The following is a 19,886-nucleotide window of genomic DNA, read 5'->3' as shown; positions in this document are numbered from 1 at the left end:
TGCGGGCACTGCCGGGAACTAAAGTGGCGAGCAAGATAGCCCGCTTAGGATCATAAAAGGGAACAAAACGCCGTGTTACTACCTTGGCTAATCATAATCCCCTTCGTCGGTGGCTTGCTCTGCTGGCTAACCGAGCGCCTCGGCGCGAAGGTGCCACGCTGGATCGCCCTGATCACCATGGGGCTGACATTGGCGCTTTCGCTGCAATTGTGGTTGCAGGGAGGCTATTCACTCACGCAGGCAGCGGGTATTCCGCAGTGGCAATCGAGTTTCTCAGTGCCGTGGATCCCTCGCTTCGGCATTAGCTTCCATCTGGCTATTGATGGCCTGTCACTGCTCATGGTGGTGCTGACAGGTTTGCTCGGCCTGATGGCGGTGCTCTGTTCCTGGAACGAAATCAATAAGTATCAGGGCTTTTTCCACCTTAACCTGATGTGGATTTTGGGTGGGGTCATCGGTGTGTTCCTCTCCATCGATATGTTCCTGTTCTTCTTCTTCTGGGAAATGATGCTGGTGCCGATGTACTTCCTCATCGCACTCTGGGGTCATAAAGCCTCCGACGGCAAAACCCGCATTACCGCAGCAACCAAATTCTTCATCTATACCCAGGCTTCCGGTCTGGTGATGTTGATAGCGATTCTCGGCTTGGTATTTGTGCATTACAGCGCGACTGGCGTCTGGACGTTTAATTACGAACTGCTGCTGAACACGCCGATGTCAAAAACCGTTGAATATCTGCTGATGCTGGGCTTCTTCATTGCCTTTGCGGTAAAAATGCCGGTGGTGCCGTTACACGGCTGGTTACCGGATGCACACAGCCAGGCACCTACGGCAGGTTCGGTTGACCTCGCCGGCATTTTGCTGAAAACCGCCGCTTACGGTTTGTTGCGCTTCAGTCTACCGCTGTTTCCTAATGCGTCGGCAGAGTTTGCACCTATCGCTATGTGGCTGGGTATTGTCGGCATTTTCTACGGTGCATGGATGGCCTTTGCACAAACCGATATCAAACGCCTGATTGCTTACACCTCAATTTCGCATATGGGCTTTGTACTGATTGCGATCTATACCGGAAGCCAGTTGGCGTTCCAGGGTGCAGTGATTCAGATGATTGCACACGGCCTGTCCGCCGCTGCGCTGTTCATCTTGTGTGGTCAGTTGTATGAGCGCTTACACACGCGAGACATGCGTGAGATGGGCGGTTTATGGTCGCGCATTAAATGGATTCCTGGTCTGTCACTGTTCTTTGCGGTCGCTAATTTGGGTATGCCGGGCACCGGTAACTTTGTCGGTGAATTCATGATCCTCACCGGCAGTTTCCAGGTTGTGCCGGTCATTATCGTGATTGCGACCTTCGGTCTGGTATTTGCTTCTGTTTATTCATTGATCATGATGCAGCGCGCCTATTACGGCGAAGCGAAGTCAAAAGAGCCGCTGCCGGGCATGTCCCCACGCGAGTTCGGGACGATTGGTGTGTTAGTGGTGCTGTTGGTGTTGTTGGGTATCTATCCACAACCGATTCTGGACACCTCGCACGCTGCAATGAGCAATATTCAGCAGTGGTTTACCGCTTCAATTTCAACTACAAGGCCGTAATTCGCCATGACAATAACTCCTCAACAATTGATCGCGTTGCTGCCGCTGTTGATCGTCGGATTGACGGTGGTGGTTGTGATGCTGTCCATTGCCTGGCGACGCAACCATTTTGTTAACGCCACGCTAACGGTGATTGGCCTCAATCTCGCGCTGTTCTCGCTTTACTTTGTTGGCCAGGTTGGCCCAATGGACGTCACGCCGCTGATGCGCGTGGATGGCTATGCCATGTTCTATACCGCGCTGGTGATGCTGGCGAGTCTGGCAACCTGTACCTTCGCCTATCCCTGGTTGGTCGGGTTCCCAGACAACAAGGATGAGTTCTACCTGCTGGTGCTGATTGCTGCACTGGGCGGTGTCGTGCTGGCGAGTGCCAACCATCTTGCTTCGTTGTTCATCGGTATTGAACTGCTGTCGCTGCCGCTGTTTGGCTTAATTGGTTACGCTTTCCGACAGAAACGCTCGCTGGAAGCGGCACTGAAATACACCATTCTGTCGGCAGCAGCATCATCGTTCCTGCTGTTTGGTATTGCACTGGTCTACGCTGATTCAGGCAGCCTGAGTTTCGTTGAGCTGGGCAAGAGCCTGAATGACACCATGATTCAGGAGCCGCTGCTGTTGGTGGGCTTGGGCATGATGATCATCGGTCTCGGCTTTAAACTGTCGCTGGTGCCGTTCCATCTTTGGACGCCAGACGTTTATCAGGGTGCGCCAGCGCCGGTTTCTACTTTCCTGGCCACCGCCAGTAAAATTGCCATTTTTGGCGTGATCATGCGTCTGTTTATGTACGCACCCGTCACTGATAGTGAAGCAGTTCGCACGGTGCTGGGCATCATCGCCTTTGTGTCGATTCTGTTCGGTAACTTGATGGCGATCTCGCAGAGCAACATCAAGCGCCTGCTGGGCTACTCCTCCATTGCGCACCTCGGTTATCTGCTAGTCGCGTTGATCGCGGTGAAATCACATCAGCTGTCGCTGGAAACCGCCGGTGTTTATCTGGCCGGTTATCTGTTCAGCAGTCTTGGCGCGTTTGGTGTGGTTAGCTTGATGTCCAGCCCTTATCGTGGCCCGGATGCAGATTCGCTTTACTCTTACCGCGGTCTGTTCTGGCATCGTCCGATTTTGTCAGCGGTGATGACAGTGATGATGTTGTCACTGGCAGGTATACCAATGACCTTAGGCTTTATCGGTAAGTTCTACGTTATCGCCTCTGGCGTCAGCGCTAACCTGTGGTGGTTGACCGGCGCGGTCGTCGCCGGTAGTGCCATTGGCCTCTATTACTACCTGCGCGTTACGGTGAGCTTGTATCTTAGCCCGCCGGAACTGCACACCCGTGATACACCGGCTAACTGGGCGTTTACCGCTGGCGGTGTTGTGGTACTGATCTCCGCGATATTGGTACTGCTGTTAGGTATTTATCCGCAGCCGCTGATTAATCTGGTGCAGATTGCTCAGCCGCTGATGTAAGCAAAGCCGTGAAATAGCCGAATCAGGCCCTTTGGGCCTGATTTTTTTTTGCCTGTAATCTGACAATCCTGCCTGTCGTTGCTAATTTTTAATCAGTGTTGAATTCGCCGCGCAGAGGTTTTGTGATCAAGCTGATCTTTCTATTAACCGGTGCACAGGTGCTGCGCAGGCGTTGGTATTGGCTGGCGATTGGCGGCGTCATTCTGTTGGCCTTTGCCTTGTTGATCCTTTACGACATTGGCAGCGATGGCTTGTTATCGGTGCCGTTAGACACGCTGGCGATTTTGTTCATCATCGAAGGCGTGGTGCAGATGGTCTTGGCAATGACCAGGGAGATGCTCATCGACTGGCTAACCCTGCTCAAAGGCGTGGGGTTTTTATTTATCGCCTTTCTGATCTTCGATATCCCGGAAGATAACAATGATGTTTCAGCGTTGCTGTTTGGCATCGCTTTCTTTCTCGACGGCTGTTTTCGCATCGCGGCTGCGCTGGTACTGCGCGGCGTACGTTGGCAAAAGCACTGTTTTACGGGTGCCATAGAATTGCTGCTCAGCGTAGTGATCATCAGCGACTGGCCATTCCATCATCATATTGCGGTACCACTTTGCTTTGCGCTGCTGCTGTTAAGCATTGCGACCAGTTTATTGTTAATGGCGCGTCAGGCGCGTTTGCTTACCGAGGAAAGTTCAGTCACCGTACTGCCGCTGTTTCAGGCTGCAGGATTACGGCGCTGGCACGGTAGCCGCTACGATCATCCCAGCTTTCCCGATTTGCCGCCGTCGCAAACGTTAACGGTCTATGTCTGGACACCGGTGGGTTCCAGTGTGGTACGCGAGCGTTATCGTATTATTGACCGTTATATCGCTGCGGTGGATCACAATGGGGTGATTTCCACTGGCCACGCGGCGCTAGAAGCGGGCGATAATCTCTATGTCAGCCACTATCCGCGTGACGAAATCGATCGCGACAGCGGTAATTTTCGCGCCGTGCTGCGTGCCGGAGAACACAATGATGTTGCTGGACGTTTTCTGCCTTCGCTGGCAGAGGAAGTCGCTGGCTGGTGTCGGCCTGACAAACAGGTTATTTTTCCGCACTACAACTTAATTGCATTACAGCATTACTGGCAGCGCTATAGCGCCGACAGCACCTATAACCTTACGGCGCGTAATTGCTCATCCACCGTAGTTCAGGCGCTGGACGTGGCTCTGGAAGGCATTTTAGCCAGGCAGCCCTATGCTGGATTTCGTCTGTTAAGCGATCCCAACTTTTGGTTATTGGGCGTGGTACGTGGCCGTGCTGAAGAGATGACGTGGACGCCGGGTTTGGTATTGGATTATGTCAGTTTGCTGAAAAGGGTCATTGAACCTCAGTCAAGCCAGTTGTGGCCGATTCGCTTGTGGCAAAGTTTACGGTTGCGATATGTGCTGTGGCAGCAGAAAAGGGTGCCGTCGCGCAGTATTATCAAATGACGTTCAAAGCGAATACCGTCAATAAGGAAAAAAGATGGAAATTACCTGGCTGGATCTTCATCATCGCGATTTAACCGTACAGCAGCTTTATGCGTTGTTGGCGTTACGCTGTGAAGTGTTTGTGGTTGAGCAAATGTGTCCCTATCTCGACGTTGATGGTCAGGATTTAATGGCTGAAAATCGGCATTTGTTAGGAATGCGTGGCGATGAGCTGGTGGCTTATGCACGAATTCTTTCACCGTTAGATGAGATCAGCCCAGTGAAAATTGGTCGGGTGATTGTTTCGGATCAGGCTCGTCGCATCAATCTGGGGAATCGTCTGATGGAGCAGGTGCTGGTGAGCTGTAAAAAACAGTGGCCGGACTCCCCGCTGTTTCTCTCTGCCCAGGCACATCTGCAAAAATTTTACGGACGACACGGTTTCCTCCCGGTCAGTGAGGAGTACCTCGAAGATGATATTCCGCACATTGATATGCAGAAATAATCGGTAGACAGAAATAAGAGATAAAAAAACGGCGAGGAATGTTCCTCGCCGTTCTGTTTAGCCCGGCGTCATCTGCCGATCATCAACGTGTTTACGTTGATCTGGCGGCGGCGGGAAATATTGATAAAGCCAGGTTTCACTCAACGTCTCATCCTTGGTACGCAGGAACAGACGCATTTCGACCGGCTTGGTTGAGTCGCTGTTGGGATACCAGTCAAACAGAATGCGATAACCATTGATCGGCTCGACATAAAGAATCTCAACCTGCTTAAACGTACCAGAAGAAACGGTAATTACCGGTTCAATCCCTTTCGGCGCAGCAGCTTTCAAATCGCCACCGACGAAGTCGATAGCAAAACGGCGGCACCAGGTATCAGGGAAATGTTCGCCCGGAGCCCAGCCTTCTGGGAAGCCGCCAATACCGGTACGCGTAGCATCAACGCGCGCCAGCCCACTGCGAACCGGTGGTAAGCCACTCCAGTACAACTTGTAAGAGAAGCTGAATTCGCTACCAGCTTTTACCGGTTCGGTGGGTTGCCAGAAGCAGACAATGTTATCCAGCGTTTCACCGGTGGTAGGGATTTCCATCAAATTGATGGCACCTTTACCCCATTTTCCCACCGGTTCAACCCACAGGCTTGGACGTTTGTCATACCAGCCAATCACATCCTGATAATCCTTAAAGTCATGGTTCAGCTGCAGCAAACCAAAACCGCGTGGGTTTTCATCTTCATAAGCGTTGAACTGAAGGCGCTGCGGATTATTCAAGGGGCGGGCAATCCATTCGCCTTTTCCGGTCCACATCGCCAGGCGATCGGAGTCATGGATCTGCGGATGATAGGTATTGCACATGCGGCGTTCATTGGTGCCGCAGCTAAACATGCTGGTCATTGGCGAAATGCCAAGCTGACGGATCTCTTTACGCGCGAACAGGTGGTTTTCAACCTCCATCACCACGCGCTTCTCTTCGCAATGGATGATGAACTTGTATGCGCCAGTCAGGCTGGCACCATCTAACAGGGCGTAGCAGGTGAAGGTGGTGTCATCTGCATCCGGCGTTTCAAACCAAAACGCGGTGAAGTCAGGGAATTCTTCCTGGCCGTTGCTGAAGGTATTTACCGCTACACCACGCGCCGACAAACCATACTGGAAAGTGTCATCAACGGCGCGGAAGTAACTGGCACCTAAAAATGAAACGATGTCACGGCGTGCCAGTTCAGGCTTTTTAAATGCACGGAATCCAGCAAAGCCGAGGTCATTTTTGCCTTCAAGCTGTTTGGTATCGACTTTGGCATTGTTGTAGTTGAACAACTCCGGGCGAAAGTGAATTTCGCGGGCCTGGCGGCTATCGCCATCCACCGAGAACATACGGATGCGGCGCTTAAAGCCCATGCCAACGTGAAAGAATTGCACATCCAGTTCGCGGTCAGGAATGGTGTTCCACAAGGAGTGATTCGCATCGTACTGAATTTCGTTGTAGGCCTGCGGCGTTAACGTAGCCAGTGTTTCAGGCAACGCACCCGGCGCGCCACCCCAAGGTTGCTTCGCCAAACTGGCCGCTTGCTTCTTCAATACGTCGAAATCGAAGCGTACTGCGGTTCCGTCAGCAATGCCATCTTCTGCCCAGGCGGATTGCGCAAACAGCGTCGACAGGCCAGTCATACCGCTAACAGCGGAGAAGGCCATTGACGCTTTCATAAACATTCTTCGATTCATGCCAGAGATCTTTCCTTAGCTGTTCGAGTTTGTCGTGACTGTCGTGCGAAATGCACTTTCATGGCCTGATAATCGCAGGCAACAGGAGGGTACGACAGCCGGGTAGTTGAAAAATTCAGTCCGAACAAAATTTATCAGATTAATCAAAGAAGCGAAGGGAAATTGTCGGCTGACGCGCCTGGCTTACACTTCTTTGCATCGATAAAAGCGTAGCGTGAAAAGAAAAATCACGTTAACAAATGAAAACTCGGGTGATTCCTGGTAAGTGAAAGCGGCAGAGCGCAAATTAGTGGCTATAGTTAAGGAACTGCTTTGCAATGTACACGGAGGAAACAATGGTAAAAGAGACTGAACCGTTTGAGACTGGCCTGGATGATGATTTAGCGCTGCTGACAGAAACGCTGGAAGAAGTGTTGAAGTCATCGGGCGATCCGGCCGACCAGAAATACATTGAGCTCAAAACTAAAGCGGAGCAGGCGCTGCATGATGTTAAATCACGCGTCAGCCAGGCGTCAGATAGCTATTATTATCGCGCCAAACAAGCCGCTTACCGCGCTGATGATTATGTACATGAACAGCCCTGGAAAGGCATCGGTATCGGCGCCACCGCCGGGCTGGTGCTTGGGCTGCTGCTGGCGCGTCGTTAAGCTGCGTCAGACGTTATAAAACGGCGGGTTTTCCCGCCGTTGCTCTATGTTGCCTGTCACTTTGACCCACGCACAGCGTCGGTATCATGATGTTTACCCCGAAAGATTCCCCTCACGATTTGACTGCTGTTTTGTCCGCCAATGTGGCACAACTCTGCCGCTATACACTAAAACCGCCTATTCGCATGCGATCGATTGTGTTTCGTCGGCAGGCTTTCTAAAGTGGAACCCTCGGCAAAAGGAGAACGATACGTGATTAGAGTAGAGATGCTGTCAACCGGTGATGAGGTACTGCATGGCCAAATCGTCGATACCAATGCGGCCTGGCTGGCCGATGTGCTGTTCCAGCAAGGTTTACCCATGACCAGTCGAAGCACGGTAGGCGACGCCATGGATTCACTGGTTGAGACTTTGCTGGCACGCAGTCACGAAGCCGACGTATTGATTGTTAATGGCGGACTTGGCCCCACCAGCGACGATCTCAGCGCGCAAGCCGCAGCAAAAGCCTGCGGTGTAGAACTCAAAATGCAGCAAGAATGGCTGGAAAACATGGAAGCCTGGTTTGCCAGTCGAGGCCGCATCATGGCACCGAGCAATCGCAAGCAGGCGGAAATACCGGCCAATGCTGAGATGCTGGATAATCCCGTCGGCACTGCCTGCGGTTTTGCGCTACAGCTCAATCGCTGCTGGATGTTCTTTACGCCTGGCGTACCCTCTGAATTCAAAACTATGGTTGAGCAGCAAATCATTCCGCGTTTGAAAAGTAAGTTTGAACTGCCTGAACCGCCGCTTTGCCTGCGCCTGACCACCTTTGGTCGCGGCGAAAGCGATCTGGCAGCGGAGCTGGAACCGCTGGCCCTGCCAGAAGGTGTGGTGATGGGTTATCGCTCTTCCATGCCGATCATAGAAATCAAACTTACCGGGCCGGCCAGTCAGCGCATCGCGATGGAGCAGGTTTGGCAACAGGTTCGGCTGCAACTGGCTGAATGCACCATTTTTGAAGGCACCGAAGGATTTCCCGCCTTGTTAGCGCGTGAATTAAAAGATCGGGATCTGCAGTTGGCGATCAGTGAACAATTCACGGCGGGTCTGCTGAACTGGCAGCTAGCCTCAGCTGAGGTGCCGCTCAGTGCCGCAGAAGTTCTGCCGCAGCAGGCTGAAACACTGGAAGATCAGGTAACACGCACAGCAAGCGTGGCAGCACGGCAGCAGACGCCGCTGGCGTTGTCTGTGGGCGCATTAGAAGAAGGCGAAGTCGCTATCGCACTGCATACGCCTGAAGCGACGTGGGGACAGCGAGTGAAGTTTACACACGGACGGCATAATCAGGAGACGCGGCAGAAAGTGGTGGCGATGATGGCAATGAACATGCTGCGCCGCTGGCTACACGGCAGCGAAGTCAGCACCGGCCACGGCTGGATTGATATTCTTGAAACGGTGAAGCGTTAAATAACCCGGTAAACTAAAGCACAACGGGCGCCTACGTAAGGCGCCCGTTGTGTTTATAGCGCGATCTCAATCTCACCTTTGGCTCGGCAACAACAGGGAAGAATCTCGCCCTGTTCCACAAACGCCAGCGGCGTCTCGGCATAATACACTTCGCCTTTGAGCAAGCGCGTACGGCACGATCCGCAATAACCTTCCCGACACTGAAATTCCACACAAATATTTTGTGCTTCAAGCATTGCCAGCAGATTGGGATGATCGTCTGCGCACTCCAGCCGGGTGCCGGAAGTGCGCAGAATAACGATGGAGCGACTCATGCTTACAGCTGGAAGTCGTCGAAGTCGTTTTCACCCACTTCAGAGTCGATTTGGCCGACCAGATAGGAACTGACTTCTACTTCCTGCGGTGCAACCTGAACGTTATCAGACACCAGCCATGAGTTAATCCATGGAATAGGGTTAGAGCGCGTCTGGAACGGTAAATCAAGGCCGACCGCCTGCATACGAATATTGGTGATGTACTCAATGTACTGGCACAAAATGTCTTTATTCAGGCCGATCATTGAGCCGCCACTGAACAGATATTCCGCCCACTCTTTTTCTTGCAGCGCCGCTTTCTTGAATAGCTCAAAACACTCTTCACGACATTCAGCCGCAATCTCTTTCATTTCTGGATCGTCTTCACCGGTGCGCAGCAGGTTCAGCATGTGCTGAGTGCCGGTCAGGTGCAGCGCTTCATCACGGGCGATCAAACGAATGATTTTGGCGTTGCCTTCCATCAGTTCGCGCTCGGCAAAAGCAAAGGAGCAGGCGAAACTAACGTAAAAGCGAATGGCTTCCAGCGCATTGACGCTCATCAGGCAGATGTAGAGCTGTTTCTTCAACGCACGCAGGCTAACGACAACCGTTTTGCCGTTGATCTCATGCGTACCTTCACCGAACAAGTGCCAATGGCTGGTCATCTCGATCAGGTCATCGTAGTAGCCGGAAATATCTTCCGCACGGGCCAGGATCTGCTCGTTGGTCACGATGTCATCAAACACCACCGCGGGATCGTTAACGATGTTACGGATGATATGGGTGTAAGAGCGCGAGTGAATCGTCTCGGAGAACGCCCAGGTTTCAATCCAGGTTTCCAGCTCTGGGATCGAAATCAGCGGCAACAACGCGACGTTCGGGCTACGACCCTGAATCGAATCCAGCAGCGTTTGATATTTCAGGTTGCTGATAAAAATGTGTTTTTCATGCTCGGGCAACGCCTGATAATCGATACGATCGCGTGAAACATCGATTTCTTCTGGACGCCAGAAAAAAGAAAGTTGCTTCTCGATCAGTTTTTCAAAAATGTCATATTTTTGCTGGTCAAAGCGCGCCACGTTAACCGACTGACCGAAAAACATCGGCTCTTTCAGCTGGTCATTTTTGTTTTGTGAAAAGGTGGAGTAGGCCATAAAAACTGTCCAAAAGTAGACGGGACGCGCAAGAGTCCCGTGAAATGACTAAGGCGGGATAAGCTCCCGCCTGACCGTTAGATTTTACACGCGCCGCTTTCGCAGCCGTCATCCTGGATTGAAGGTGCCATGTCATCCTGCGCATCTTCAGCCCCGTCACGGGTGTTTTGGTAGTAAAGCGTTTTCACGCCGAACTTATACGCCGTCAGCAGATCTTTCAGCAACTGCTTCATTGGCACTTTGCCGTTGGCAAAACGCGAGGGATCGTAATTAGTGTTCGACGAAATTGCCTGGTCGATGAACTTCTGCATCACGCCAACCAGTTGCAGATAACCGTCGTTGTTTGGCATTTCCCACAGCAGTTCATACTGATCTTTCAAACGCTCATACTCTGGTACCACCTGACGCAAAATCCCGTCTTTAGAAGCTTTGATACTGATATGACCGCGTGGCGGTTCAATGCCGTTGGTGGCATTGGAGATCTGCGAAGAGGTCTCAGACGGCATCAGCGCAGAGAGCGTTGAGTTGCGCAGACCATGGGTTTTGATCTGCTCACGCAGGCCATCCCAGTCCAGATGCAGCGGCTCGTTGCAGATGGTATCGAGATCTTTCTTATAGGTGTCAATCGGCATAATGCCTTGCGCATAGGTGGTTTCATTGAACCACGGGCAGGCACCTTGCTCTTTCGCCAACTCATTTGAGGCTTTCAGCAGGTAGAACTGAATCGCTTCGAAAGTTTTATGCGTCAGGCCATTGGCACTGCCATCAGAGTAGCGCACGCCATTTTTCGCCAGATAATAAGCGTAGTTGATTACACCTATACCCAAGGTACGGCGGCCCATTGCGCCACGCTGTGCGGCTGGGATCGGGTAATCTTGATAGTCGAGCAGGGCATCCAGCGCACGAACTGCCAGCGTTGCCAGCTCTTCCAGATCGTCCAGGCTTTCAATCGCACCCAAGTTAAACGCTGACAGCGTACACAGCGCGATTTCACCGTTCTCGTCGTTAACATCGTTCAGCGGCTTGGTCGGCAGCGCGATTTCCAGACACAGGTTGGACTGGCGAACCGGCGCGATGCTGGCATCGAACGGGCTGTGTGTGTTGCAGTGATCGACGTTCTGAATGTAGATACGGCCGGTTGAAGCACGTTCCTGCATCATTAAGGAGAACAGATCCACCGCTTTAACGCGCTGTTTACGGATGCTGTCGTCTTTTTCATATTTGGTGTAAAGACGTTCGAACTCATCTTGATCGGCGAAGAACGCGTCATAGAGGCCCGGCGTGTCTGACGGGCTGAACAGGGTAATATCTTCGCCTTTCAACAGGCGCTGATACATCAGCTTGTTCAGCTGCACGCCGTAGTCCATGTGACGTACGCGGTTGCCTTCAACGCCACGGTTGTTTTTCAACACCAGCAGGCTTTCAACTTCCAGATGCCACATTGGATAGAACAAAGTCGCTGCGCCGCCGCGAACACCGCCCTGAGAGCAGGATTTAACGGCCGTCTGGAAGTGCTTATAGAATGGGATACAACCGGTGTGGAACGCTTCGCCACCACGAATTGGGCTGCCCAGTGCACGAATACGGCCTGCATTGATACCGATACCGGCACGCTGCGAAACGTATTTCACAATGGCGCTGGAGGTGGCGTTGATAGAGTCGAGGCTGTCGCCACACTCGATCAATACGCAAGAGCTGAACTGACGCGTTGGCGTACGCACACCAGACATAATTGGCGTCGGCAGTGAGATCTTGAAAGTTGAAATCGCATCGTAGAAACGCTTGATGTAATCCATGCGGGTATCACGCGGATAACCGGAGAACAGACACGCTGCAACCAGGATATAGAGGAACTGCGCACTTTCGTAGATTTCGCCCGAAACGCGGTTCTGCACCAGATATTTACCTTCCAGCTGCTTAACCGCCGCGTAGGAAAAGTTCATATCACGCCAATGGTCGATAAACGCGTCCATCTGCTCGAACTCTTCAACGCTGTAGTCTTCCAGCAGATGGCTATCGTATTTGCCCTTATCAACCATGCTGACCACCTGGTCATACAGTTTTGGTGGTTCAAACTGGCCGTAAGCTTTTTTACGCAGGTGGAAAATCGCTAAACGAGCAGCGAGGTACTGATAGTCCGGGGCATCGCGAGAGATCAGGTCTGCAGCGGCCTTGATAATGGTTTCATGAATGTCAGAGGTTCTGATGCCATCATAAAACTGAATGTGGGAACGCAGTTCAACCTGTGAAACGGAGACGTTGTTCAGCCCTTCAGCTGCCCAGTCCAGCACACGGTGAATCTTGTCGAGGTCAATGCGCTCCTGGCGGCCATCGCGTTTAGTAACGAGCAGACTTTGGTTCATGTCGCGTTTTTACCTTTGCGTGAGTATCCAAAAATTAAAAGAAATCCCGGTTTATACACAGCATATTCATTGTGAATAATGTTGTGGATAAACACTACATCTAGGGGTTCAGGGGGAAATTCATAACAATATGGGGGCATATTCTAGTAATTTGCTGCAGCTTAACAAGAGGAAAAAATGATGATTCTGGGCTTGTTTTTTTTGCGAAATTTCCTAGGCCGCGTGTTGTAAGGCCCGCCATCGTGTCAACCGGTTTGATAAAAAATTCCCTTTCTTGAGCGACCGCTGATTTTTCATTCATTACTGACGTTTTTCCAATCTATGGGCTAGCGGCTCACTCAATGGATCGAAAAACGTATCGTTAATCAGCGCGGGTTATGCATTTAAACGGTGGGTAAAGGATTCGCTAAGCAAAGGGGAGGAGAATAAATGACAGCGGGCGCGCAAACGGGTTGCGCGCCACACAGATTAGTTTTTGCTGTGACGCGTGTGGATCATGTAGTTCACATCCACGCCGCGGCCCAGACGAAACTTATTGGTTATCGGGTTGTAGTGCAAGCCGATGATGTTCTGCTCGCGCAGCGGGGTTTCATCTACCCAACCCAATAACTCTGAGGGCCGGATAAACTTTTTCACATCGTGCGTGCCGCGCGGCACCATACGCAGCACATATTCCGCACCAAATACCGCCATCAGCCAGGCTTTGGGGTTGCGGTTGATGGTGGAGAAGAAGACTTCGCCGCCCGGTTTCACCAGACGCGCGCAGGCATGAACCACCGAGCGCGGATCGGGAACGTGCTCCAGCATCTCCATGCAGGTCACCACATCATATTTTCCGGCGTGGGTTTCCGCGTGATCCTCCACGGTTTGCTGAATGTAATCGAGCTTCACGCCCGTTTCCAACGCGTGCATACGTGCCACTTCCAGCGGTTCTGCGCCCATATCGAGCCCGGTAACCACGGCACCCTCGCGCGCCATGCTCTCGGCTAAAATGCCGCCACCGCAACCGACATCCAGCACGGTTTTACCAAATAAGCCGTTGCTGTGTTGCGCAATATAACCAAGGCGCAGCGGATTAATGCGGTGCAAAGGTTTAAATTCACCCTCGAGATCCCACCAGCGTGAGGCAACGGCCTCAAACTTGGCAATTTCCTGCGCATCGACGTTCTGCTGATGATTCTGCGGCTGTGCATTCATTGAATCGTAACTCCTGACAAAATGTTGACTGAGTATAAACGCTTAAGCCGTTGCGGCGCACCTCTCAGACATAAGGAAAAGCGGGTGAAATAGGTGGTTAACGTTCACCAGATGAATGCAGTGTGATATACTTTCGCACCTTTAAAATCCGGGATTAAGTAGAGGGATAGCGGCTCCATGAGCGACCTTGCGAGAGAAATTACACCGGTCAATATCGAAGAAGAGTTAAAAAATTCTTACCTCGATTACGCCATGTCGGTCATCGTTGGCCGAGCCTTACCCGATGTGCGTGACGGCCTGAAGCCGGTGCATCGCCGCGTACTCTTCGCGATGAGCGAACTGGGTAACGACTGGAATAAACCCTATAAAAAATCTGCCCGCGTTGTCGGTGACGTTATCGGTAAATATCACCCACACGGTGATTCCGCCGTTTACGACACCATCGTACGTATGGCCCAGCCTTTCTCCCTGCGTTACATGCTGGTGGACGGTCAAGGCAACTTCGGCTCCATCGACGGCGACTCCGCTGCTGCGATGCGTTATACCGAAGTACGCATGTCCAAAATCGCCCACGATCTGTTAGCTGACCTGGAAAAAGAGACCGTCGATTTCGTACCGAACTACGACGGGACTGAACAAATTCCTGAAGTTCTGCCGACAAAAATTCCTAACCTGCTGGTGAACGGTTCGTCCGGTATCGCGGTAGGTATGGCGACCAACATTCCGCCGCATAACTTGCGCGAAGTGATCAACGGTTGCCTGGCGTATATCGAAGATGAAGACATCAGCATTGAAGGGCTGATGGAGCACATTCCGGGGCCTGATTTCCCGACTGCCGCCATCATCAACGGACGTCGTGGCATTGAAGAAGCTTACCGCACCGGTCGCGGCAAAATTTATATCCGTGCTCGCGGTGAAGTTGAAGCAGATGCAAAAACGGGCCGTGAAACCATCATCATTCATGAACTTCCTTATCAGGTGAACAAAGCGCGCCTGATTGAGAAGATTGCGGAGCTGGTGAAAGAGAAGCGCGTTGAAGGCATCAGCGCACTGCGTGACGAGTCTGATAAAGACGGCATGCGCATCGTCATCGAAATCAAACGCGATGCGGTGGGTGAAGTGGTGCTGAATAACCTTTATTCACTGACGCAGCTGCAAACCTCGTTCGGCATTAATATGGTGGCGCTGCATCAGGGCCAGCCTAAGATTATGGCGCTGAAGGAGATTCTGGAAGCCTTTGTTCGCCATCGTCGTGAAGTGGTTACGCGTCGTACCATTTTTGAACTGCGTAAAGCGCGCGACCGTGCGCATATCCTTGAAGGCCTGGCGATTGCGCTGGCTAACATCGATCCTATCATCGAGCTGATTCGCCGTGCGCCAAACCCGGCGGAAGCGAAAAGCGGCCTGATCTCGCAGTCATGGGCGTTGGGTAACGTTTCAGCCATGCTGGAGCGTGCAGGTGATGATGCAGCACGTCCAGAATGGCTTGACGAGCAGTATGGTATTCGTGAAGGTCAATATTATCTGACCGAACAGCAAGCGCAGGCGATCCTTGATTTACGTCTGCAGAAACTGACCGGACTTGAGCATGAAAAATTGCTCGACGAATACAAAGCGCTGCTTGACCAGATTGCTGAGTTACTGCATATCCTGCAAAACGCAGAACGCTTGATGGAAGTGATCCGCGAAGAGCTGGAGCTGATGCGCGATCAGTTCGGTGACGAGCGTCGTACTGAAATCACTGCAAACAGCGCGGATATCAACATCGAAGACCTGATCAATCAGGAAGACGTTGTGGTCACGCTGTCGCATCAGGGTTATGTGAAGTATCAGCCATTAACGGATTACGAAGCGCAGCGTCGTGGCGGTAAAGGTAAATCTGCGGCGCGAATCAAAGAAGAAGACTTCATTGATCGTCTGTTGGTGGCTAACACCCACGACACCATTCTGTGCTTCTCAAGCCGTGGTCGCCTCTACTGGATGAAGGTTTATCAACTGCCTGAAGCCAGCCGTGGCGCACGTGGTCGTCCAATCGTCAACCTGCTGCCGCTGGAAGCCAACGAGCGCATCACCGCAATTCTACCGGTGCGTGAGTACACTGAAGGCTTCAACATCTTTATGGCTACCGCCAGCGGTACCGTGAAGAAAACCGCGTTGAAAGAGTTCAGCCGTCCACGTAGCGCCGGTATTATTGCCGTCAATCTGCGTGAAGATGATGAACTGATTGGCGTAGCGTTGACCAACGGCAGCGATGAAACCATGCTGTTCTCCGCCGCAGGTAAAGTGGTGCGCTTCGCAGAAACCGCTGTGCGTGCAATGGGTCGTACTGCATCGGGTGTTCGCGGCATCAAGCTGGCGGAAGGCGATCGCGTTGTATCGCTGATTGTGCCACGTGAAGATGGCGCGATTCTGACCGTAACGCAGAATGGTTACGGTAAACGTACCGCTAACTCGGAATACCCAACCAAGTCGCGTGCGACGCAGGGCGTTATTTCGATCAAAGTTACCGAACGTAATGGTCCGGTCATTGGTGCGTTACAGGTCGTTGATAGCGATCAAATCATGATGATCACCGATGCAGGTACGCTGGTACGTACGCGCGTTTCAGAAGTCAGCGTCGTGGGCCGTAACACCCAAGGTGTGATACTGATTCGTACTGCAGAAGATGAAAACGTGGTTGGATTGCAGCGCGTTGCCGAGCCGGTTGAAGAAGAAGAGCTGGATTCAATCGACGGTAGCGTCGCGGAAGGTGATGAAGACATCGCACCGGAAGCGGATATCGATAATGCCGATATTGACGAAGCCGATCTTGAAGACGAAGATGACGCACCGGCTGCTGACGAAGAAGAGTAATCTTTCCGCAGCAAGTTAGGTTCGTCATAACAACGGCAGGTCAGGGGAAACCCGGCCTGCCGTTTTTTTTGCTTTATTTTTCAGCGTAATGAGGGTCACTTTATATCCGAATAAATCCAGCGGAGAAGCGTATCCCATTGCTAAGGAACTCCACATCCAAACGGATCGGCTGCACCTCATTTTTTCCCGACGGGCAAATTGTCTAAAAGCACATTCAAAGATTCCCAAATAGCCCGGCTAACCCGCGCCCGGCTGGCTTTTTTCGCGTGATAAAGCTAGTGTATGGGCATTCCAAATTCATCATGCGATTAATCTTGCCAACTGCGAGTTTCCTTTGAAATATCCTGTCTCATTTCGCACTACACTTCGCATTTCGCGCTACCTGTTCAGAGCGCTGGCGCTTCTGATCTGGTTGTTAGGCGCGGTACTGACCTCGTTTTACATCATCAGTGTACTGCACGATAAAGAGAATCAGGTGCGTCAGGAATTCGCCAGTAATTACGGCCTGACAGAGTGGTATATTCGCCACTCAGCAGACATGATGCGTGAGCTGAAATTTATCACCGAAAACCGCTTAACCAATGCCAGCAATGGGCTGGATGTCTTAACCGGTATGATGCCCGGCAAATCAACGCAGCCTCAATTCACACCGCTGTTTTCCGATGGCGATTGCACCTCAATGAGTAATACCTGGCGCAATTCGTTGGATTCTTTGAGTTATTACATTAATTACTGGAAGAGTAATTTCGCCTCTTCTTATGAACTCAATCGGGTGTTCTTTATCGGTGGTGAAAATCAGTGTCTTGCTGATTTCACCATTGGCAGCAGCAATATTGATCGTGAGCGCAGCCTAAAGTCATTGCGTGAACACGTACTGCGCTATCGAAACAGCAATGAAGAAGAGCGACGTAATCCGATGTACTGGATTAATAACAGTACCCAACCGGGCGTGGGCAACTTCTATATGGTGGTGCCGGTTTATGTGGCGAATAAACTACAGGCATTGTTGGGTGTTGAACAAAATATTCGCCTGGATGAATTCATTCAGCCCGGCAATTTACCTGTTGTGGCCACTATTCTCGATGAGAATAATCGACCGTTAATCTCTTCACGGCGTGGTGGCGTGGGTTTCTCAATGGATGACCTGCCGGATGATAAAACCTGGTTTGGTTATCTCGACGGTTATCGCCAGTTAGTCCTGAAAAAGCCGCTGCCGCCATCAGACTTAAATGTGGTGTGGTCGGTCTCCACCCATGTGCTGGTTGACCAATTAAAGCTGATGATGATCAACGCACTGCTGCTCAATATTTTTAGCGCGGTGCTGTTATTTACCTTAGCCTGGCTGTTTGAGCGCCGCATGTTCCTGCCTGCTGAAGAGAACGCGCATCGGCTGGAAGAACATGAACAGTTCAACCGTAAAATTGTCGCGTCGGCGCCTGTGGGCATCTGTATTTTGCGTACCAGCGATGGTACCAACATCCTCAGCAATGAACTGGCTCATAACTATCTGACCTTACTGACGCAAGAAGATCGCCAGCGACTCAACGAAATCATTGGCGGCCAACAGGTCAATTTTGTCGATGTGCTTACCGGCAGCAATACCAACTTGCAAATCAGCTTTGTTCACTCTCGCTATCGCAATGAGAACGTCGCGATTTGCGTGTTGGTGGATGTCTCCGCGCGTGTTCGCATGGAGCAGTCATTGCAGGAAATGGCGCACGCGGCAGAGCAGGCCAGCCAGTCCAAATCGATGTTTCTCGCCACGGTCAGCCATGAATTGCGTACGCCGCTGTATGGCATTATCGGCAACCTCGATCTGCTACAAACTAAGAAATTGCCAAGCAGTGTCGATGCGCTGGTCACGGCAATGAATAACTCTTCCAGCCTGCTGCTTAAGATCATCAGCGACATTCTCGACTTCTCGAAAATTGAATCGGAACAGTTGAAGATTGAACCGCGCCCATTTGCGCCACGTGAAGTGATCACCCATATTGTCGGCAACTACTTATCGCTGGTGGTGAAAAAACGCCTGACGCTTTATTGCTTCATCGAACACGACGTGCCGCAGGCGCTGGATGGCGATCCGTTGCGCCTGCAACAAGTCATCTCTAACCTTCTTAACAACGCCATCAAATTTACCCATACCGGCTGCATTATTCTGCATGCCTATGTATTGGACGGTTATCTGGCGTTCCGCGTGCGCGATACCGGCGTGGGCATTCCCGCAAAAGAGATGCCACGGCTGTTCGATCCTTTCTTCCAGGTGGGTAATGGCGTGCAGCGTAATTTCCAGGGGACCGGATTAGGCCTGGCAATTTGTGAAAAACTGATCAACATGATGGATGGTGATATCGAGGTCGATTCTGAACCCGGCATGGGCAGCCAATTCATTGTGCGTATTCCGATCTACCAAGGTCAGCAACCCTCGCCGCCACTGCTGGAGGGTATGCAAGACAAAACCATTTGGCTGGCGATGCGCAATGAGTACTTAGCCGAATTTATCACGCGGCAGTTGCAGCAGCAGGGCCTTCGCGTGGCTGAATATCTGGGCAAAGTGGGCAATGACGACGTGCTGCTGGCCGATTATGAGTTGGAAATGGATGCGCCATTGCGTGCGGTTATCACCTTTGACGGCGGGCATGCTGATATGCCGCGCGAACGTCAGTCGGGACGTTGGGTTCACAGCACCGCCACGCTGCATGAGTTGCCGACGCTGCTGGCGCGTATCTACCGCATTCCAGTAGAAAACGAAGCCGCAGATGCGTTGTTGTTAGCCGGTGCCGTGGAGGAGAAGGTAAACAACGACGACATTATGGTCCTGATCGTCGACGATCATCCCATAAACCGCATGTTGCTCTCTGAACAACTTGGCACATTAGGTTATCAGGTCAAAACGGCTCAGGATGGTGTGGATGCGCTTAATGTATTGAGCCGCAATGAGATCGATATCGTTCTAACCGACGTTAACATGCCTAATATGGATGGCTATCGCCTGACACAGCGCTTACGCCAGTTGGGCCATGTGTTCCCGGTAGTGGGCGTCACGGCCAACGCCTTAGCGGAGGAGAAGCAGCGCTGTATGGATGCGGGCATGGACAATTGTCTGTCGAAACCGGTGACGTTAGATGTACTGAAGGTTACGTTAGCGATTTATGCGGATCGGGTACGGAAAACGCGGGAAGGGTAGAGCGGTAGGGCAGAATG

The 19,886-nt window shown here is 51.8% G+C and carries 13 protein-coding genes; 8 read left to right on the top strand and 5 right to left on the bottom strand.

The annotated features are described in order from the left end of the window. Nucleotides 1–72 precede the first annotated feature (72 nt). The 4 genes from nuoM to ACF2G4_RS08470 all read left to right on the top strand — a co-directional run bounded on the left by nuoM (nucleotide 73) and on the right by ACF2G4_RS08470 (nucleotide 5,010). A complete protein-coding gene (nuoM, locus tag ACF2G4_RS08485) occupies nucleotides 73–1,593 on the top strand; it encodes an NADH-quinone oxidoreductase subunit M (RefSeq protein WP_409075871.1) in 1,521 nt (506 codons plus the stop codon). A 6-nt stretch (nucleotides 1,594–1,599) separates the two neighbouring features. Continuing rightward, nucleotides 1,600–3,057: an NADH-quinone oxidoreductase subunit NuoN gene (gene nuoN, locus ACF2G4_RS08480; protein WP_409075870.1), complete on the top strand. Its 1,458-nt coding sequence runs from the start codon at nucleotides 1,600–1,602 to the stop codon at nucleotides 3,055–3,057. Nucleotides 3,058–3,179: 122 nt separating this feature from the next. Continuing rightward, complete coding sequence (locus ACF2G4_RS08475; protein ID WP_409075869.1) at nucleotides 3,180–4,526, top strand: HdeD family acid-resistance protein; 1,347 nt, start codon at nucleotides 3,180–3,182, stop codon at nucleotides 4,524–4,526. A 34-nt stretch (nucleotides 4,527–4,560) separates the two neighbouring features. After that, nucleotides 4,561–5,010 (top strand): GNAT family N-acetyltransferase, encoded by a 450-nt coding sequence (locus ACF2G4_RS08470; RefSeq protein ID WP_215846122.1) that lies wholly within the window; start codon nucleotides 4,561–4,563, stop codon nucleotides 5,008–5,010. A 57-nt stretch (nucleotides 5,011–5,067) separates the two neighbouring features. Here the strand turns inward: ACF2G4_RS08470 and ACF2G4_RS08465 are convergent, their stop codons facing one another. Next, nucleotides 5,068–6,726 carry a glucan biosynthesis protein D gene (locus ACF2G4_RS08465; RefSeq protein WP_215846124.1) on the bottom strand — a complete coding sequence of 553 codons (1,659 nt, stop codon included), beginning with the start codon at nucleotides 6,724–6,726 and terminating at the stop codon, nucleotides 5,068–5,070. Nucleotides 6,727–7,061: 335 nt separating this feature from the next. On the opposite strand from ACF2G4_RS08465, the gene elaB reads away from it, so the two are divergent. Then, nucleotides 7,062–7,373 carry a stress response protein ElaB gene (elaB, locus tag ACF2G4_RS08460; RefSeq protein WP_215846125.1) on the top strand — a complete coding sequence of 104 codons (312 nt, stop codon included), beginning with the start codon at nucleotides 7,062–7,064 and terminating at the stop codon, nucleotides 7,371–7,373. A gap of 252 nt (nucleotides 7,374–7,625) precedes the next feature. Then, entirely contained in the window at nucleotides 7,626–8,822 is a 1,197-nt protein-coding gene (locus ACF2G4_RS08455; RefSeq protein ID WP_243077520.1) for a nicotinamide mononucleotide deamidase-related protein YfaY, read from the top strand. Between the two features lie 53 nt (nucleotides 8,823–8,875). Here the strand turns inward: ACF2G4_RS08455 and yfaE are convergent, their stop codons facing one another. The 4 genes from yfaE to ubiG all read right to left on the bottom strand — a co-directional run bounded on the left by yfaE (nucleotide 8,876) and on the right by ubiG (nucleotide 13,829). After that, nucleotides 8,876–9,136, bottom strand: a complete 261-nt coding sequence (gene yfaE / locus ACF2G4_RS08450) for a class I ribonucleotide reductase maintenance protein YfaE (RefSeq protein WP_215846126.1) — start codon at nucleotides 9,134–9,136, stop codon at nucleotides 8,876–8,878. Between the two features lie 2 nt (nucleotides 9,137–9,138). Then, on the bottom strand, nucleotides 9,139–10,269 hold the full coding sequence (gene nrdB / locus ACF2G4_RS08445) for a class Ia ribonucleoside-diphosphate reductase subunit beta (protein ID WP_215846127.1): 1,131 nt from the start codon (nucleotides 10,267–10,269) through the stop codon (nucleotides 9,139–9,141). Between the two features lie 77 nt (nucleotides 10,270–10,346). Next, nucleotides 10,347–12,632, bottom strand: coding sequence for a class 1a ribonucleoside-diphosphate reductase subunit alpha (nrdA, locus tag ACF2G4_RS08440; protein WP_243077521.1), 2,286 nt, complete (start codon nucleotides 12,630–12,632; stop codon nucleotides 10,347–10,349). Nucleotides 12,633–13,100: 468 nt separating this feature from the next. Further along, nucleotides 13,101–13,829, bottom strand: coding sequence for a bifunctional 2-polyprenyl-6-hydroxyphenol methylase/3-demethylubiquinol 3-O-methyltransferase UbiG (ubiG, locus tag ACF2G4_RS08435; RefSeq protein ID WP_243077522.1), 729 nt, complete (start codon nucleotides 13,827–13,829; stop codon nucleotides 13,101–13,103). A 177-nt stretch (nucleotides 13,830–14,006) separates the two neighbouring features. Between ubiG and gyrA the strand changes: the two genes are divergently transcribed. Both gyrA and rcsC read left to right on the top strand, forming a co-directional pair. Then, entirely contained in the window at nucleotides 14,007–16,682 is a 2,676-nt protein-coding gene (gyrA, locus tag ACF2G4_RS08430) for a DNA topoisomerase (ATP-hydrolyzing) subunit A (RefSeq protein WP_243077523.1), read from the top strand. A 334-nt stretch (nucleotides 16,683–17,016) separates the two neighbouring features. Further along, on the top strand, nucleotides 17,017–19,869 hold the full coding sequence (rcsC, locus tag ACF2G4_RS08425) for a two-component system sensor histidine kinase RcsC (RefSeq protein ID WP_409075868.1): 2,853 nt from the start codon (nucleotides 17,017–17,019) through the stop codon (nucleotides 19,867–19,869). Nucleotides 19,870–19,886: the final 17 nt, after the last annotated feature.

The sequence above is a fragment of the Pantoea phytostimulans genome, assembly GCF_046118715.1.
GTDB classification, from domain to species: Bacteria; Pseudomonadota; Gammaproteobacteria; order Enterobacterales; family Enterobacteriaceae; genus Pantoea; species Pantoea phytostimulans.
Note: the sequence above shows the minus strand (reverse complement) of the source record. Positions and strands in the feature narration are given on the sequence as shown.

What these genes read in the sequence shown, in the direction of transcription:
- elaB (WP_215846125.1), top strand. Translation starts at nt 7,062, where the DNA reads ATGGTAAAAGAGACTGAACCGTTTGAGACTGGCCTGGATGATGATTTA.
- ACF2G4_RS08465 (WP_215846124.1), bottom strand. Translation starts at nt 6,726, where the DNA reads ATGAATCGAAGAATGTTTATGAAAGCGTCAATGGCCTTCTCCGCTGTT.
- nrdB (WP_215846127.1), bottom strand. Translation starts at nt 10,269, where the DNA reads ATGGCCTACTCCACCTTTTCACAAAACAAAAATGACCAGCTGAAAGAG.
- ACF2G4_RS08470 (WP_215846122.1), top strand. Translation starts at nt 4,561, where the DNA reads ATGGAAATTACCTGGCTGGATCTTCATCATCGCGATTTAACCGTACAG.
- ubiG (WP_243077522.1), bottom strand. Translation starts at nt 13,829, where the DNA reads ATGAATGCACAGCCGCAGAATCATCAGCAGAACGTCGATGCGCAGGAA.
- nuoN (WP_409075870.1), top strand. Translation starts at nt 1,600, where the DNA reads ATGACAATAACTCCTCAACAATTGATCGCGTTGCTGCCGCTGTTGATC.
- gyrA (WP_243077523.1), top strand. Translation starts at nt 14,007, where the DNA reads ATGAGCGACCTTGCGAGAGAAATTACACCGGTCAATATCGAAGAAGAG.
- yfaE (WP_215846126.1), bottom strand. Translation starts at nt 9,136, where the DNA reads ATGAGTCGCTCCATCGTTATTCTGCGCACTTCCGGCACCCGGCTGGAG.
- nrdA (WP_243077521.1), bottom strand. Translation starts at nt 12,632, where the DNA reads ATGAACCAAAGTCTGCTCGTTACTAAACGCGATGGCCGCCAGGAGCGC.